The 15270-nt window shown below is 72.7% G+C and carries 13 protein-coding genes; 9 read left to right on the top strand and 4 right to left on the bottom strand.

Annotated elements, in window-relative coordinates; translation table 11 throughout:
* Window positions 1-33: 33 nt before the first annotated feature.
* Together E4198_RS10530 and E4198_RS10525 are read right to left on the bottom strand one after the other, a co-directional pair.
* On the bottom strand, window positions 34-627 hold the full coding sequence (locus E4198_RS10530) for a rhomboid family intramembrane serine protease (protein ID WP_136182923.1): 594 nt from the start codon (window positions 625-627) through the stop codon (window positions 34-36).
* Between the two features lie 119 nt (window positions 628-746).
* On the bottom strand, window positions 747-1823 hold the full coding sequence (locus tag E4198_RS10525) for a hypothetical protein (RefSeq protein WP_136182922.1): 1077 nt from the start codon (window positions 1821-1823) through the stop codon (window positions 747-749).
* 44 nt (window positions 1824-1867) lie between these two features.
* On the opposite strand from E4198_RS10525, the gene E4198_RS10520 reads away from it, so the two are divergent.
* From E4198_RS10520 to E4198_RS10490, 6 genes are all read left to right on the top strand, one after another.
* Window positions 1868-2566: a UbiX family flavin prenyltransferase gene (locus E4198_RS10520; RefSeq protein ID WP_136182921.1), complete on the top strand. Its 699-nt coding sequence runs from the start codon at window positions 1868-1870 to the stop codon at window positions 2564-2566.
* Window positions 2567-2671: 105 nt separating this feature from the next.
* A complete protein-coding gene (locus E4198_RS10515; RefSeq protein ID WP_136182920.1) occupies window positions 2672-3127 on the top strand; it encodes an Lrp/AsnC family transcriptional regulator in 456 nt (151 codons plus the stop codon).
* A 68-nt stretch (window positions 3128-3195) separates the two neighbouring features.
* Entirely contained in the window at window positions 3196-4362 is a 1167-nt protein-coding gene (gene mqnE / locus E4198_RS10510) for an aminofutalosine synthase MqnE (RefSeq protein ID WP_136182919.1), read from the top strand.
* Window positions 4363-4578: 216 nt separating this feature from the next.
* On the top strand, window positions 4579-4869 hold the full coding sequence (locus E4198_RS10505) for a DUF4229 domain-containing protein (RefSeq protein WP_136182918.1): 291 nt from the start codon (window positions 4579-4581) through the stop codon (window positions 4867-4869).
* Window positions 4870-5273: 404 nt separating this feature from the next.
* The gene (locus E4198_RS10500) at window positions 5274-6671 is read left to right on the top strand and encodes a dicarboxylate/amino acid:cation symporter (protein WP_247597626.1); all 1398 of its coding nucleotides are present in this window, start codon (window positions 5274-5276) and stop codon (window positions 6669-6671) included.
* A 208-nt stretch (window positions 6672-6879) separates the two neighbouring features.
* Window positions 6880-7479, top strand: coding sequence for a TetR/AcrR family transcriptional regulator (locus tag E4198_RS10490; RefSeq protein WP_247597894.1), 600 nt, complete (start codon window positions 6880-6882; stop codon window positions 7477-7479).
* Here E4198_RS10490 and E4198_RS10485 read toward each other — a convergent pair.
* Together E4198_RS10485 and E4198_RS10480 are read right to left on the bottom strand one after the other, a co-directional pair.
* The gene (locus tag E4198_RS10485) at window positions 7445-8383 is read right to left on the bottom strand and encodes a MaoC/PaaZ C-terminal domain-containing protein (RefSeq protein WP_136185304.1); all 939 of its coding nucleotides are present in this window, start codon (window positions 8381-8383) and stop codon (window positions 7445-7447) included. The genes E4198_RS10490 and E4198_RS10485 overlap by 35 nt on opposite strands.
* A 2-nt stretch (window positions 8384-8385) precedes the next feature.
* The gene (locus E4198_RS10480) at window positions 8386-9777 is read right to left on the bottom strand and encodes a 3-oxoacyl-ACP reductase (RefSeq protein ID WP_136182915.1); all 1392 of its coding nucleotides are present in this window, start codon (window positions 9775-9777) and stop codon (window positions 8386-8388) included.
* 72 nt (window positions 9778-9849) lie between these two features.
* Here E4198_RS10480 and E4198_RS10475 point away from each other — a divergent pair, with 72 nt between their 5' ends.
* The 3 genes from E4198_RS10475 (at window position 9850) to E4198_RS10465 (ending at window position 14918) form a co-directional block, all read left to right on the top strand.
* Window positions 9850-11148, top strand: a complete 1299-nt coding sequence (locus E4198_RS10475; RefSeq protein ID WP_136182914.1) for an acetyl-CoA C-acetyltransferase — start codon at window positions 9850-9852, stop codon at window positions 11146-11148.
* A gap of 126 nt (window positions 11149-11274) precedes the next feature.
* On the top strand, window positions 11275-13194 hold the full coding sequence (locus E4198_RS10470) for an AMP-dependent synthetase/ligase (protein WP_136182913.1): 1920 nt from the start codon (window positions 11275-11277) through the stop codon (window positions 13192-13194).
* Window positions 13195-13400: 206 nt separating this feature from the next.
* Window positions 13401-14918, top strand: coding sequence for a VCBS repeat-containing protein (locus E4198_RS10465; protein ID WP_247597625.1), 1518 nt, complete (start codon window positions 13401-13403; stop codon window positions 14916-14918).
* Window positions 14919-15270 lie beyond the last annotated feature (352 nt).

Genomic DNA, 15270 nt, shown 5'->3' with positions numbered 1-15270 from the left:
GGCGACGCGTCGCCGCCGCCGGTCGCTGCCGGGTCAGTGCCAGGCCGGTTTCTGCTCGCCCGCCGCGCGCCTCCGCGAGGTCATGAACGCCGCCATCACGCCGCCGATCAGCCCGAAGAGGTGGCCCTGCCACGACACCCCCGGTGTCGTCGGCAGCACGCCCCACAGGATCGACCCGTACAGCACGACCACCACGCCGCCCAACGCGACGTCCGCGATGCGCCGGTCAACGAACCCGCGCACCACCAGGTAGCCGAACAGGCCGAAGACGAGCCCGGACGCGCCCGCCGTGTTGCTCGGCACCGGCGCCGTGATCCACACGCCCAGCCCGCTGACCAGGATGGTGATCAGCGAGACGGCCAGGAACGTGCCGATGCCGCGCAGCGCGGCCATGAAGCCCAGCACCAGCAGCGGCACGGTGTTCGCCATCAGGTGGTCCCAGCCGAAGTGCAGGAACGCGGCCGGGACGATGTCCAGCAGTTCGTCCGTCTGCCGGGGCGAGATGCCGTACGGGTCCAGCGCGTGACCGGTGGCGTAGTCGACCGCCTCCAGCACCCACATCAGGCCCACCCAGACCAGGATGAGCTTCAGCGCGGACGCGGTCCGGTACGTCGTCTCGCTCGTCATCGTGTGCCTCCCCTCCCCCTGGAGAGCCCAGTGCCTCTCACCGTGCAACGCTACCCGGATCGCCCCGGTTCCCCACGCGCCCGGGGTACGCCGCGCAAGGGGACTACGACCGGGTACCGCTACGACCGGGCCGCCCGGTACAGCGCGGCGGCCAGCAGGTCCTGCGGCGCCAGTTCGGGCGCGTTCCGGGGCGGGTTCGGGGAGTACACGTCGCCCGGCGAGAACCGCAGCCGCAGCGGCACGTCCGCCGCTCCGTCGCCGACCAGTCCGCCCAGGTCGAAGCGCACCTCGGCCAGCGAGCCGCGGCGCAGCACCACCTCCGCCGGCACCCGGCGGTCGCCCGCCTCGGCGGGGTCGAAGCCGGTGCCGAGCGGCTGGAGCAGCGGGGCGAGCGCCCGCGCCGTACGCCGGGCGGGCAGCTCGGCGTGCAGCCGCTGCACGCCGTCCTTCTCCCCGGTCACCCGGTAGGCGGTGTGCCGGGTGAGCACGTCCTCCAGCCCGGCCATCGCGCCGCGCAGCTCGTCGCCGTCCAGCACGTTGCTCGCGCCGCGCACGCCGCTGCGGTGCACGGACAGGCCGGTGAACTCCTCCAGCGCCCAGGCGTAGTCCGCGAACGCCTCGGGCTTCATGCTGACCCAGCCGCCGCCCAGCAACCGGTCGACGGAGTGCAGCGAGCCGGGCAGGTCGTCGGCGACCCGGAGGACCCTCCGCACCCGGTCGCGCTCCTGACGGGTGAGCCCGCCGTGACGCAGCAGTTCCTTCGGCTGAATCCGCAGGTAGACCCGGTCGCCGATCGACTTGTACGACACCACGTCGCGGTCGCCGAGGCACAGGGCCATCACCAGCCGGGTTTCCGGGCCGTAGTCCTCCAGCTCGTTCAGGACCGTCTCCGCCTCCAGAGCGAGCGCGACCTCGGCCTGCGCCAGTCGCCGCGCCCGTTCCGGGCCGGTGTCCCGGCCGAAGGCCGACAGCAGTTCCCGCACCTCGCCGACCGGGGCGTCGAGGTCGGCGACGACTGTCGCCGACTCCTCGCTGGTCATCCGGTCGACGGCGCCGCGCACGGTGTCGGCGGGCGACCCCGCGGCTTCGGTGGGGCCGCAGGCGACTGCTCCGGCCAGCAGCAGGCAGACACCGCCGGCGACGGCGGCGTGACGGCGGGGTGAGCGGGAGGCGCGCATCTCCCGAGCCAACCGCATGACCGCCTCCGTTGGCCAGCCGGGGTACGTCGTACGCTCGGTGCGTGACTTCCAGCCAGCGCCGGCCCTGGGTCGTGGGCGTCTCCGGGGCCTCCGGCACTCCGTACGCGGCGGCGGTGCTGCGTGCGCTGCTGCACGCGGGTGAGCCCGTGGACCTGGTGGTGAGCCGGGCCGCCCGCCTGACCGTCCTGGACGAGACCGGTCATCCCTTCCGCGACGCGGCCGCCGAGGAGGACCTGCGCCGCTGGCTCGCCCGCGGCGCCGACGGCACCCCGGACGCGTACGACGTGGACGTGAGCGGCGTGCGGCACTGGGCGGCCGGCGACCTCGCGGCCGGGCCGTCGTCCGGGTCGTACCCGACGCGCGGCATGCTCGTCGTGCCCGCGAGCACGGCCTGCGTGGCGGGCGTGGCGCTGGGCCTGTCGAAGGACCTGCTGCAGCGCACCGCCTCGGTGACGCTGAAGGAACGGCGGCCGCTGGTGGTGACCGTCCGGGAGACGCCGCTGACCGGTCAGACGCTGCGCCACCTGGTGACGCTGGACGACGCGGGTGCCGTGGTGCTGCCCGCCTCGCCCGCCTTCTACGCCGGGGTGCGGGACGCGCAGGACCTGGTCGACTTCGTCGCCGGCCGGGTGCTGGACGCGGCCGGCGTCCCCCACAAGCTCTACCGCCGCTGGCGGGGCGAACTCGGCGGCGGCCGGGAGGTCACGCGGGACGCGTCGCCCCCGCCGGACGGCCGGTAGGACGGGCCGACCGCAGGAGATGACGCGGTCATGCCTTAGATTCGTATCCGAGGAATGCGGGAAACACTCGAATCCCGACCCGGGAAGACGGAAGGCGTAGGACGCATGGACGCGGTGGACAGACAGCTCATCCAGGCGCTGCGCGAGAACGGCAGGGCCTCGTACGCCGAGCTCGGCCGGCTCGTCGGCCTCTCCGGCCCCAGCGTCACCGACCGCATCAACCGGTTGGAGGCGGCCGGCGTCATCACCGGATACCGCGCGACCGTCGACGCGCCCTCGCTGGGCCTGGGCGTCACGGCGCTGGTCGGCATCCAGCTCTCCGACGCCGTCGACCACGAGGAGGTCGCGGGCCGGATGCGGGACCTCGCCGAGATCGAGGACTGCTGGTTCATCGCCGGCGACGACTCCTACATGCTCAAGGTCCGCGCGACGGACGTGGCCGGGCTGGAGCGCACCATCCGCCGTCTCTCCGGCACCAAGGGCGTCTCCCGCACCCGGACCACGATCGTGCTCTCCACCAAGTGGGAGAACAGGGTCGGCGAACTGCCCGACGAGGTGTAGGGCTACGCTCGATCGGGGCGCCGGTACGCAAAGCGCCCGAATCCGTGAGGCGAGGAGGCGCGTGCGGCATGGACGCTGGGCTCAGGCGCGAGCTGGAGGACAAGGTCCGTTCGGGTGAGCGGCTCACCCGTGAGGACGGCATCGCGCTGTACGCGTGCGACGACCTCGCCTGGCTGGGCGGTCTCGCCCACGAGGTGCGGACGCGGAAGAACGGCGACGTCGTCCACTTCAACGTCAACCGGCACCTGAACATGACCAACGTGTGCACGGCGTCGTGCGCGTACTGCTCCTTCCAGCGCAAGCCGGGGGAGAAGGACGCCTACACCATGCGCATCGAGGAGGCCGTCAAGCTCGCCAAGGCGATGGAGGGCGACAACCTCACCGAGCTGCACATCGTCAACGGCCTGCACCCCACGCTGCCCTGGCGCTACTACCCGCGCTCGCTCAGCGCGCTGAAGGAGGCGCTGCCGGACACGGTGTCGCTGAAGGCCTTCACCGCCACCGAGATCCACCACTTCGAGACCATTTCCGGCATGCCCGCCTCGGAGATCCTGGACGAGCTGATCGACGCCGGCCTGGAGTCGCTGACCGGTGGCGGCGCGGAGATCTTCGACCCGGAGGTCCGGCAGCACATCGTCGACCACGCCACCCACTGGGAAGACTGGTCGCGCATTCACCGTCTGGCGCACGAGAAGGGTCTGAAGACCCCGTGCACCATGCTGTACGGCCACATCGAGGAGCCGCGCCATCGCGTCGACCACGTGTTGCGGCTGCGTGAACTCCAGGACGAGACCGGTGGCTTCCAGGTCTTCATTCCGCTGCGCTACCAGCACGACTTCGTCGACATGCAGGACGGCAAGGTCCGCAACCGGCTCCAGGCCCGCACGACGATGGCCACCGGCGCGGAGGCGCTGCGCACCTTCGCGGTCTCCCGCCTGCTCTTCGACAACGTGCCGCACGTGAAGGTCTTCTGGGTCATGCACGGCGTGCAGACCGCGCAGCTCGCGCTGCAGCACGGCGCCGACGACATGGACGGGTCCGTCGTCGAATACAAGATCACGCACGACGCGGACGACTTCGGCACCCCCGACAAGCTCACCCGCGAGGACCTGCTGGAGCTGATCCGCGACGCGGGATTCCGGCCGGTCGAGCGGAACACCCGCTACGAGGTCATCCGCGAGTACCCGGGCCCGGACGCCCAGCGGCGCGAAACGCCGCAGCCCATGCGCCTGTGAGCCGAGGGCGCGGGCGCCGGCGCCCGGCCGGCGCCCCGCGGCCCGACCCCGGCGCGGGGCCCGTGCCGCGCGGCCGGATATCGTCGGCGGCGTGTCCCTGTCGTCCCAGGAGGCCGGGCGGGCGCCCGGCGCCTTCAAGGTCGCGGGCGACGAGTACCGCGACGAGGTCACCATGTGGCTGACCCTCACCTGATCCCGAAGAAGGAAGAAACGACCGTGAGCAGCACCTCGCACGCCACGCTCCGCTACACCACCCTGCGGTTGGGCATCTTCCTCGGCTGTCTCGTGCTCGCCGCCGTGCTGGCGTACAGCGGGGTGCTGCCCGAGGGCATCGGCAGGTCCAACCCGCTCTGGATCCTGCTGCTGGCACTGGTGCTGTCCGCGCCGCTGAGCTACATCCTGCTGCGCCGGCAGCGGGACGCGATGGCGGAGCAGATCGCGGGCGGCGTCGACCGCGCGAAGGCGAAGCTGTCCGCGAACCGTTCGATGGAGGACGACGCGGCCTGACCCGCCCGCCCCGCACGTCCGCTTCGCACACCGGTGGCGACGTCGCGTTCGTCACACCCGTTCCGCACGCCCCGCCGGGAATCGCCGTCCCCGGTGGGGTGTTGTGCATCGGCGTGACCGTCGATCCAGAAGCCGGACTTTGGGGCCGTATAAGGCCCGGTGTTAGCGTGAGGGCCATGACGACCGCAGCCCCGTTCACGAACGCGACCACGACGATGCTGGTCGCGCGGCTGCACGTCGATCTCTGCCGCTGCCTCTCCGCGACCTGTCGCAAGGCCTGACCGGCGGCCGGACCCACTCCGGCACCCTCCCCTCCCGCAGGCGCTCCCGCGCCGCCGCGTGCGCGGCTCCCGCATGCCCGCACGCATTCCCCGTTCCCTTTCTTTCCTCCTCGGAGTGTGTCCGTGTCCTCTGATGCGAAGCTCTCTGCGTCGAAGCAGCAGCTATTCCGCATACCTCGCGTTCCGTTCTGGGCTCAGATCCTGGCCGGTCTGGTGCTCGGCGTGCTGCTCGGCTGGCTGGCCCGCAGCGCCGACGTCGGCTGGCTCGGCACCGCCCTCACCAAGACCGGTGAAACGTTCGTGCAGCTCCTGAAGCTGGCCGTCGCCCCGCTGGTCTTCTTCGCGATCGTGATCTCCATCACCAACCTGCGGAAGGTGTCCAACGCCGCGCGGCTGGCCGGCCGCACCCTGCTGTGGTTCATGGTGACCTCGCTGATCGCCGTGGCCATCGGTCTGACCATCGGCCTGCTGGCGAACCCGGGCGCCGGCACCGGCCTCACCACGCGGGACGGCGCCGAGCCGGACTCCGCCGGGTCCTGGCTGGACTTCCTCACCGGCATCGTCCCGACCGACGTCGTCACACCGTTCACCGAACTCAACGTCCTCCAGATCGTCTTCATGGCCGCCGTGGTCGGCGTGGCGGCGCTGAAGCTCGGCCCGAAGGCCGAACCCCTGCTGGAACTGAGCGAGTCGGTGCTCTCCCTGCTGCAGAAGGCCCTGTGGTGGGTCATCCGGCTGGCCCCGCTCGGCTCGCTGGGCCTCATCGGCACCGCCATCAAGGACTACGGCTGGGGTCTCATCGGCCAGTACGCCACCTTCACCGCCGACGTGTACATCGGCTGCGCGCTCGTCGTCTTCGGCGTGTACCCGCTGCTGCTGGCCACCGTCGCCCGGGTGAGCCCGGTGCAGTTCTTCCGCGGCGCCTGGCCCGCCCTCCAGCTGGCGTTCGTCTCCCGCTCCTCCGTCGGCACCATGCCCCTGACGCAGAAGGTCACCGAACGGCTGGGCGTGCCGAAGGAATACACCTCCTTCGCGGTGCCGTTCGGCGCCACCACCAAGATGGACGGCTGCGCCTCCGTCTACCCCGCCCTCGCGGCCATCTTCGTCGCGCAGATCTTCGGCGTGGACCTCGGCGTCGGCGACTACCTGCTGATCGCGTTCGTCTCGGTCATCGGCTCCGCCGCCACCGCCGGCCTGACCGGCGCCACGGTGATGCTGACCCTGACCCTCTCCACGCTGGGCCTGCCGCTGGCCGGTGTCGGCCTCCTGCTCGCCATCGACCCGATCCTGGACATGATGCGCACCGCCACCAACGTGGCCGGGCAGGCGCTGGTGCCGGTGCTGGTCGCGGCCCGCGAGAAGATCCTCGACCTGGACGCCTTCCACAGCGCGAAGAGCTTCAGCATCGAGGACCTGGACCGTGACGGGACCGGCCCGGCCGGCGCGGAGGGGAGGACCGGAGCCGAGGACGACGCGGAGGACGACGCGGAGGACGACGCCCGCACACCCGTTCCCGCCTGACACCCGCGCCCGTTCCCGCGCCCGTTCCCGCACAACGCCCGCGGCGCGCAGCGCCGTTGCTGCTCCTCCGGACCAGGGAGATCCGGGGGAGCAGCGGCGTATGGTGAGCGGGACGGAACGGCGCTCAGGGGCGGGGGGCGACGCGAAGGGCGAAAAGGTGGGGACGAAGAACGGCAAGCGGGTTCCGCGCGCGGTGCGCGAGCAGCAGATGCTCGATGCCGCGGTGGGGGCCTTCGGGCGGCACGGGTACCGGGCGGCGTCGATGGACGACATCGCCGAGGCGGCGGGGGTCTCCAAGCCGTTGGTGTACCAGTACCTGAAGTCGAAGGACGACCTCTTCACCGCGTGCATCGACCGGGAGGCCGCCGCACTGACCAAGGCGGTGCTCGACGGCACGCGGGACCAGACCCTCCCGCCCGACCAGCAGCTGTGGAACGGGCTCTGCGCGTTCTTCGCGCACACCGCGGCACACCCGGACGGGTGGACGGTGCTGCACCAGCAGGCGCCGGGGGAGGGGGAGACCTTCGCCGGTGTGGTCGCCGGGATGCGGGCCGAGATCGTCGCACTGGTGACCGCTCTGCTGGGCCGGGTGGCTCAGGACGCTGGCTGCGACGAGGGCCTGATGGACCGCGAGGTGTCCGGGCTGGCCCACGCGCTGGTCGGCTCCGCCGAGTCCCTCGCCGTCTGGGCCAACTCCCGTGAGGAGGACCGTCCGTCGGCGAAGGAGACCGCCGCGACTCTGATGAACTTCTGCTGGGCGGGTCTGGAGGGCCTCATGAAGGGGGCCCGCTGGACACCTTCCCGCTGACGTGCAGCCGGGCACGGTCCCGGCTGTCCCGCAGTGCGAAGGGGCCCTCCGCTCCGTCCCCGGCGAGCAGCACCACCTCGCCAGGCAGCAGCACGGGCGCGGCGAAGCGTGCGTGCGCCGTGAGGCGTTCCCGGTGACCGGTGCCGGTGGTCGCGCCCGTGCCCGTGCCTGCGCCCGTTCCGGACGTCTCGGCGAGGCAGCGGGCGAACGTCCACATGCCGTGGGCGAGCGCGCGCGGGAAGCCGAACGCCCGCGCGGTGAGCGGGTGCAGGTGGATGGGGTTGCGGTCGCCGGAGACGGCGCCGTAGCGCCGTCCCAGGTCGCCGGGCAGGCGCCACTCGGCGCGCACCGGCAGTGGTGCGGTGTCCCCGGCCCGGTCCGTGCGGTCGGCCGTGTCCGTGCGGTCCGTGCGGGCCGCCCCGCCCGTCCCCGGCGCGGCGTCCGGTCGCCGGTGCCGGCACAGATAGGTGCTGCGCGAGAACCAGACCTCCGCGCCGTCCAGCCGCGCCGAGGTGACGACGCGGAAGGCGGTGCCGCGTCGGTGCGGCGCGAGACCCTCGGTGTGCACGCGGATCTCCGGCCGGTCGTCCGGCCGCAGCGCCCGCCGCTGGGCGACCTCGATGCCGGTGTGGACCAGCCCGAGCACCGGGAACGGGAAGTCGGCGCCGGCCAGCAGCCGCATCGCCAGCGGGAACCCGAGCAGGTGCGGGTAGGTGGGCGGCAGCGGCCCGGTGCCGCCGGTGGGCGGGAAGCCGCACACCTCGGCGTACGCGGCCACGTGCCGGACGTCGATTCGCACCGAGGGCGCCGTCAGGACGCGGGCGGGCAGCGCAGCGCCTTCGTACGGCGGTCGCTTGCGCAGCGACCCGAGCGCGCCCCGGAGCAGGGTGGGGGTCAGCGCCATCGTCATGCCCCCAGCAGACTCTGGCCGCAGACCCGGACGACCTGTCCGTTGACCGCGCCGGACTCCGGGTGGGCGAGCCAGGCGGTGGTCTCCGCGACGTCGTCCGGAAGGCCGCCCTGCGCCAGGGAGTTCATCCGCCGCCCGGCCTCCCGGATCAGGAGTGGCACGGCGGCCGTCATCCGCGTCTCGATGAAGCCGGGCGCGACGGCGTTCACCGTGACGCCGTGCCGTTCGGCGGCGGTCGGCGCGAGGGTGCGGACCAGCCCGACGATGCCCGCCTTGCTCGCCGCGTAGTTGGTCTGCCCGGCGTTCCCGGCGAGGCCCGCGATGGACGCGGTGGCAACGATCCGGCCGCCGTCGGGCAGGGCCTTCGCCTGCAGCAGGTGGTCGGTGGTGCGCAGCACGCTGGCCAGGTTGACCTCCAGGACGGCGTCCCAGCGGTCGGCGGCCATGTTGGCGAGGCGGTGGTCGCGCGTGATGCCCGCGTTGTGCACCAGCACGTCCAGGCCGCCGGGAGGCAGGGACTCCTCGATGCGGGCGCCCGCGTCCTCGGCGGTGATGTCGAGGGGAAGCGGTGTGCCGCCCAGACGTTCGGCGACGGCGGCCAGATCCTGTTCGGCCTGTGGAACGTCGAGGCACAGCACGTGCGCGCCGTCCCGGGCCAGGGTGGCGGCCACCGCCTCCCCGATGCCGCGTCCCGCTCCGGTCACCAGCGCCGTACGGCCGGCCAGCGGACGCCCTGGGTCGCCGGGAGCGGTCCCGGGGAGCCCGGCCGCGACCTCCACCACCTGGCCGCTGACGTACGCCGACTTCGGGGAGAGCAGGAAGCGCAGCGTGGACGCGGCGCCCGCCGCCGACGCCCCCGGCGCGAGGCGCAGGAGCTGCGCCGTACGGCCGCCCCCGACCTCCTTGCCCAGGGACCGTACGAACCCCTCCAGCGCCTGCTGTGCGGCGGCCTGGTGGTGGTCGGCGGGGTCCACAGCGGCGCCCAGGACGACGACGCGGCCGCCGTCGGCGATGCGCCGGGCGACCGGGTGGAGCGCCCGGTACACCTCCCGGAGTTCCGCAACCGCGCGGATACCCGTAGCGTCCAGGACGACGGCGGAGAACCGGTCGCCCCCACCGGCTCCGGTTCGCGGCTCCACGCCGGAGGGGGTGCCGGCCTCGGCACCCGTTCCGGTACGCACCTCGAGTCCGCATCCGCCGAGCGCCGCTGCCAGTTCCGTCCCGTCGCACGCCGTGCGTCCGGCGGTGAGGTGCAGCAGCGGGCCGCCCTCGAGCACCGGCCGCCGCTCCGACCAGCGGTGCAGCGGCGCGGGCCGGGGGAGGCCGAGGCGACGGGAGAGGAAGCGGCCGGGGCCGGAACGGGTCCACTGCAGGTAACGGTCCGCCATTCCGCTTCTCCTCGCCTCCGCGTGAATTTACTTTGGAGTAAGGTTACTCAATGGTCAGGAGTTTGGTCGAGTATGAGTTCCAGCGGCCTCATCAGTTCCTCGGTCCGCCGGGTGGCGGTCGTCGGCGGCAGCCGCATCCCGTTTGCCCGCTCCGACGGCCCGTACGCCACCTGCTCGAACCAGGACATGCTCACCGCCGCGCTCGGCGGACTCGTCGAGCGCTTCTCCCTGCACGACGAGCTGATCGGTGAGTTTGTCGCCGGGGCCGTGCTCAAGCACAGCCGCGACTTCAACCTCGCCCGCGAGACCGTGCTCGGCTCCGGACTCGACCCGCGCACCCCGGCGTACGACGTCCAGCAGGCGTGCGGCACCGGCATGCAGGCCGTCATGGCCGTCGCCAACAAGATCGCCCTCGGCCAGATCGACGTGGGCGTGGCGGGCGGCGCCGACACCGCCAGCGACGCCCCGCTCGGCGTCAACGACCGGCTCCGCCGCATCCTGCTCGCCACCCGCCGCGCCAAGACCCTGCCCGACCGGCTCAAGGAACTCGCCCGCATACGCCCGGGCCACCTGGTGCCCGAGATCCCCCGCAACGCCGAACCCCGCACCGGCCTCTCCATGGGCGACCACGCCGCCCGCACCGCCCGCGAATGGGGCATCAGCCGCGAGGCCCAGGACGAACTCGCCGCCCGCAGCCACCACCGCCTCGCCACCGCCTACGACGACGGCTTCCTGCACGACCTCGTCGTGCCCTACCAGGGCCTGGCCCGCGACCAGAACCTGCGGCCCGGCACCTCCCCGCACAAACTCGCCGAACTCGCCCCGGTCTTCGGTCTCTCCGAAGCCGTCGGCGGCCCCGACGGCGCCACCATGACCGCCGGCAACTCCACGCCCCTCACCGACGGCGCCGCCACCGTGCTGCTCGCCTCCGAGGGGTGGGCCGAGGACCGCGGCCTCCGGCCGCTCGCCTACCTCACCGCCTACGAGACCGGCGCCGTCGACTTCACCGAAGAGGTCGGCGAGGGCCTGCTGATGGCCCCCGCGTTCGCTGTGCCGCGCATGCTGCGCCGACTCGGCCTGGACACCGGCGACTTCGCACTCGTCGAGATCCACGAGGCGTTCGCCTCCCAGGTGCTCGCCACCCTCGCCGCCTGGGAGAAGCAGGGCCTGGCCCCCGTCGACCGGGACCGCCTCAACGTCGCCGGCTCCTCGCTCGCCACCGGCCACCCGTTCGCCGCCACCGGCGCCCGCATCGTCGCCACCCTCGCCAAGCTGCTCGCCGAACGGGGCGCCGAGCCCGGCACCCGCGGCCTGATCTCGATCTGCGCGGCCGGCGGCCAGGGCGTCACCGCCGTTCTCGAACGCGCCTGAACCTCTTCGCGTACACACCCGGGCCGCCCCCCAGGGGCGGCCCGGGCGGCCCGACCCCGCACCGCCGCCCGTACCGGCAGCCCTCCACGTGTGACCGCAGCACGCCCGGACCCCAGGAGCCGCGAGATGCCGCAGCAGATCCCCCCGGCCGGACGCCCCGCACCGCCGCCGCTCGTCGAACCCACCACCGAGACCGTCGACGGCGTGGTCCGTGAGGCGCACGTCCCCCCGCTCGTCCCGCCGCTCACGCGCGGGTCGCTCGCCGACCTGCCCTTCCACAACGCCGCGGAGGACCCCGACGCCGTCGTCCTCGCCCGCGAACAGCCGGACGGCACCTGGACGGACGTCACCGCACGGCAGTTCGCCGACGAGGTGCACGCCGTCGCCAAGGGGCTCGTCGCCCACGGCCTGGAGGTCGGCGACCGGTTCGCCATCATGGCCCGCACCACCTACGAGTGGACCCTGCTGGACTTCGCCGGCTGGGCCGCCGGCCTGATCACCGTCCCCGTCTACCCCACCTCCTCCCCCGCACAGGCCCGCGTCGTCCTCCAGGACGCGGGCGTGCGCGCCTGCGCCGTCGAGAACGTCGACCACGCCCGCCTCGTCACCTCCGTCCGCGGCGGCCTGCCCGACCTCGACCACCTCTGGCAGATCGACGCCGGTGCGGTTCCCCAACTCGTCGCCGCCGGACGCGACGTGCCCGACGAACACGTCACCACCCGCCGCGCCCGCCTCGGCCCGCAGACCGTCGCCACCGTCATCCACACCTCCGGAACCACCGGGCGCCCCAAGGGCTGCGTCCTCACCCACGGCAACTTCTTCGCCGAGGTCGACAACTGCGTCGAACTGCTGCACCCCGTCTTCACGTCCCTGAACCGCCACCCCCCGTCGACCGTGCTCTTCCTCCCCCTGGCGCACGTCTTCGGCCGCATGGTCGCCGTCGGCTGCCTCCGCGCCCGCGTCCGCCTCGGCCACGCGCCCAGCATCCAGACCGACGAACTCCTCGCCGACTTCGCCGGCTTCAAGCCGTCCTTCCTCCTCGCCATCCCCTACGTGCTGGAGAAGGTCCACAACAGCGCCCGCGCCACGGCCGAGAAGATGCGCCGCGGCTCCTCCTTCGACCGTGCCTCACGCGTCGCCGTGGCGTGGGGCGGCGCCTCCTGGGCCGACCGCCACGGCAGCGGCCCCGGCCCGGGCTTCCTGGTCCGCGCGGCCCGCGGCCTCTACGACCCGCTGGTCTACCGCCGCATCCGCGACGCCCTCGGCGGCCACGTCCGCCACGTCATCTGCGGCGGCTCCCCCCTCGGCGAACGCCTCTGCGCGTTCTTCGCGGGCGCGGGCATCGAGGTCTACGAGGGCTACGGCCTCACCGAGACCACCGCCGCCGTCACCGTCACCCCGCCGCTCCGCCCACGCCTGGGCACCGTGGGCTGGCCCGTGCCCGGCACCACCGTCCGCATCGCCGACGACGGCGAGGTGCTGCTGCGCGGCGACCAGGTCTTCGCCGGCTACTGGGACGCGTCCGCCCAGGCCGTCATCCCCGCCGTCTACGCCGACGGCTGGCTGCCCACCGGCGACCTCGGCGCCCTCGACGACCAGGGCTACCTCCGCATCACCGGCCGCAAGAAGGACCTGCTCATCACCTCCAGCGGCAAGAACATCGCCCCCGCCCCCCTGGAGGACTGGATCCGCGCCCACCCCCTCGTCGACCAGTGCCTCGTCGTCGGCGACAACCGGCCCCACCTCACCGCACTGATCACCCTCGAGCCCGAAGGGCTCGCCCACTGGCAGCACATGCACCACAAGCGGCACCTCTCCCGCGCCGAACTCGTCCACGACGAGCACCTGCGCCGCAACCTCCAGCAGGCGGTCGACGACGCCAACCGCCTCGTCTCCCAGGCCGAGTCCATCCGCGCCTTCACCGTCCTCCCCACGTCCTTCACCGAGGACTCCGGCCACCTCACCCCCTCCCTCAAACTCCGCCGCGCCGCCATCACCCACGACTTCGCCCCCGACATCGACGCCCTCTACGACGACCAGCGGTGACGCACCTCACGCCAGGTCAAGCCGCTCCGTGTGCAACCATTCGGCGTTTACCGATTCGTGACACCTGAAGTCTGACTTGTCGGACTGATATCACTGGCATATCTGTGGTGCTTCGGTGAAGATCGGCGGTCGAGTGTTCGCGTACAGAGGGTGGGGGCATGGCTGCAGGCAGTGGGTTCCGGGGAATCCTGAGACGGTCGATCGCAGTGGGAGCGGTTCTGTTCGCGGGGCTGTTGGCGACCCCGGCCGCTACAGGCAGCGCGACGGGCGCGCCACAGGCGGGTTGTGAAGGGGGGACCGAGTCGGACTTCAACGGTGACGGACTGCGCGACCTGGCAGTCGGCGATCCGGAGGCGACGGTCGACGGCGAGTCGAAAGCCGGGCTGGTGCGCGTCTTCTTCGGCGGCGGCAAGGGCGTCGCCGAGATCAGCCAGGAACTGACGAACGATCGGGCGGCACCGGAAGCGAATGACGGGTACGGCCACGCCATCGCCACCTACGACGCAGACCAGGACGGGTGCTCCGACCTGGTCGTCGGAGTGCCCTACGAGGACGTCACCAAAGACGGAGCAGCCCTTCCCGATGCCGGGGCGATCTACATCGTGCACGGCTCGCCGTCGGGATTCAGCGCCGACTCGGCCGTGGAGACCTACACGCAGAAGAGCCTCGCCTCCTGGGTGTCCACCGAGGCCGGCGACCTCTTCGGGTACGCGCTGGCGGCCGGTGAAACCGATGCGGGCGAGCCGTTCCTGACGGTCGGTGTCCCCGGCGAGGCCGTGGGCGCGCTCGACGACGCCGGATGCATCCACTACGTGCTGGGCGGCACCAGTGCGACCGCGAATCAGGACGATCCCGGCGTGCCGGGGGTCGCCGAGGCCAACGACCGCTTCGGCGCCTCGCTCGCCGCGACACCCGACTACTTCGCTGCCGGATCGCCCGGAGAGGCACTCGGTAACGAGTCCTTCGCCGGAAGCGTCGCGGTCTTCGGTCAGGAGGTCGACGGTCGTACGCCGGTCGCGATGACGGGTGTGTCCGAGGACCATCCGGCGCTGACCTCGGGAACCGCCGAAGGCCAGGACCGCTTCGGCACCGCCCTCTCCATGCTGCCCTACCGGCCCGAGGGCGCTGCTTCCGAGACCGACGCGCTGCTCGCGGTCGGAACGCCGGGTGAGGACGTCGGTACGGTCGCCGACGCCGGAGCCGTGACCGTCATCCGCATTCAGCCTTCTGCCGCGGTCACCGAAAAGGGACTCGTCGACCGCTTCTCGCCGGGGGTGGAAGGGGATCCGGTCGTCGGCGACTTCTTCGGCCACTCCGTTGCGCTGGCCAACACCGCCCCTGGCGCGGTCGGTTCCTCCTCGACCGTCAAGCTGGCCGTGGGCGTCCCGCACCAGGAGGTAGGGCCCGCCGAGATGGCGGGAGCCGTGCACGTCATGCCGGGTTTGGGCGACCCGGGGCAGGGCGACCGTGTCCTGACGCGCGGCGACGGTCTGCTGCCCGGAGTGGCCGGCGCGCGTGAGCGCACCGGCTGGGGCCTGCACGCCGACGCCGGGAGTCTGTACGTCGGCATCCCCTACAGCAGGGGTGACGAGGCGCCCCACGGAGTGGTCTACGGGCTGCCCTGGGAGGCCGTGGCCGCCGGATCCGGCGGTGTCGCGACCTACCGTCCTGGAGCAGGCGGTGCTCCGGACGAGGGCGCGGCCTTCGGCTGGGTGATCCGATGACCCGCAGGACCCGCCCGTGCCTTCGCGCGGTGACGATCGGGACGCTCACCGCGCTGCTTGCCGCCGGGCTGACCGGCACGTCGACGGCCGCCGCGCACCACAGCCCGGATGCCGGCCGCGCCGCGCAGACCGGAAAGGACGGGGAAGCCTCCACCGCCCCGACCGAGGCAATCGCCCGGGCGGCCGCCGCACGCAGCGAGGAACCGGTAGAGGTGCTGTCCCTGCGAGGGCCGCGCAGCGAGACCTACGCGAACCCGAACGGCACGTTCACCCTCAAGGAGTACGTACGGCCGATCCGCGTCCGTCAGGACGGGGCCTGGAAGTCTGTCGACCCCGCACTGCGGGAACGACC

The organism is Streptomyces sp. RKND-216 (assembly GCF_004795255.1).
Lineage (GTDB): Bacteria > Actinomycetota > Actinomycetes > Streptomycetales > Streptomycetaceae > Streptomyces > Streptomyces hazeniae.
Note: the sequence above shows the minus strand (reverse complement) of the source record. Positions and strands in the feature narration are given on the sequence as shown.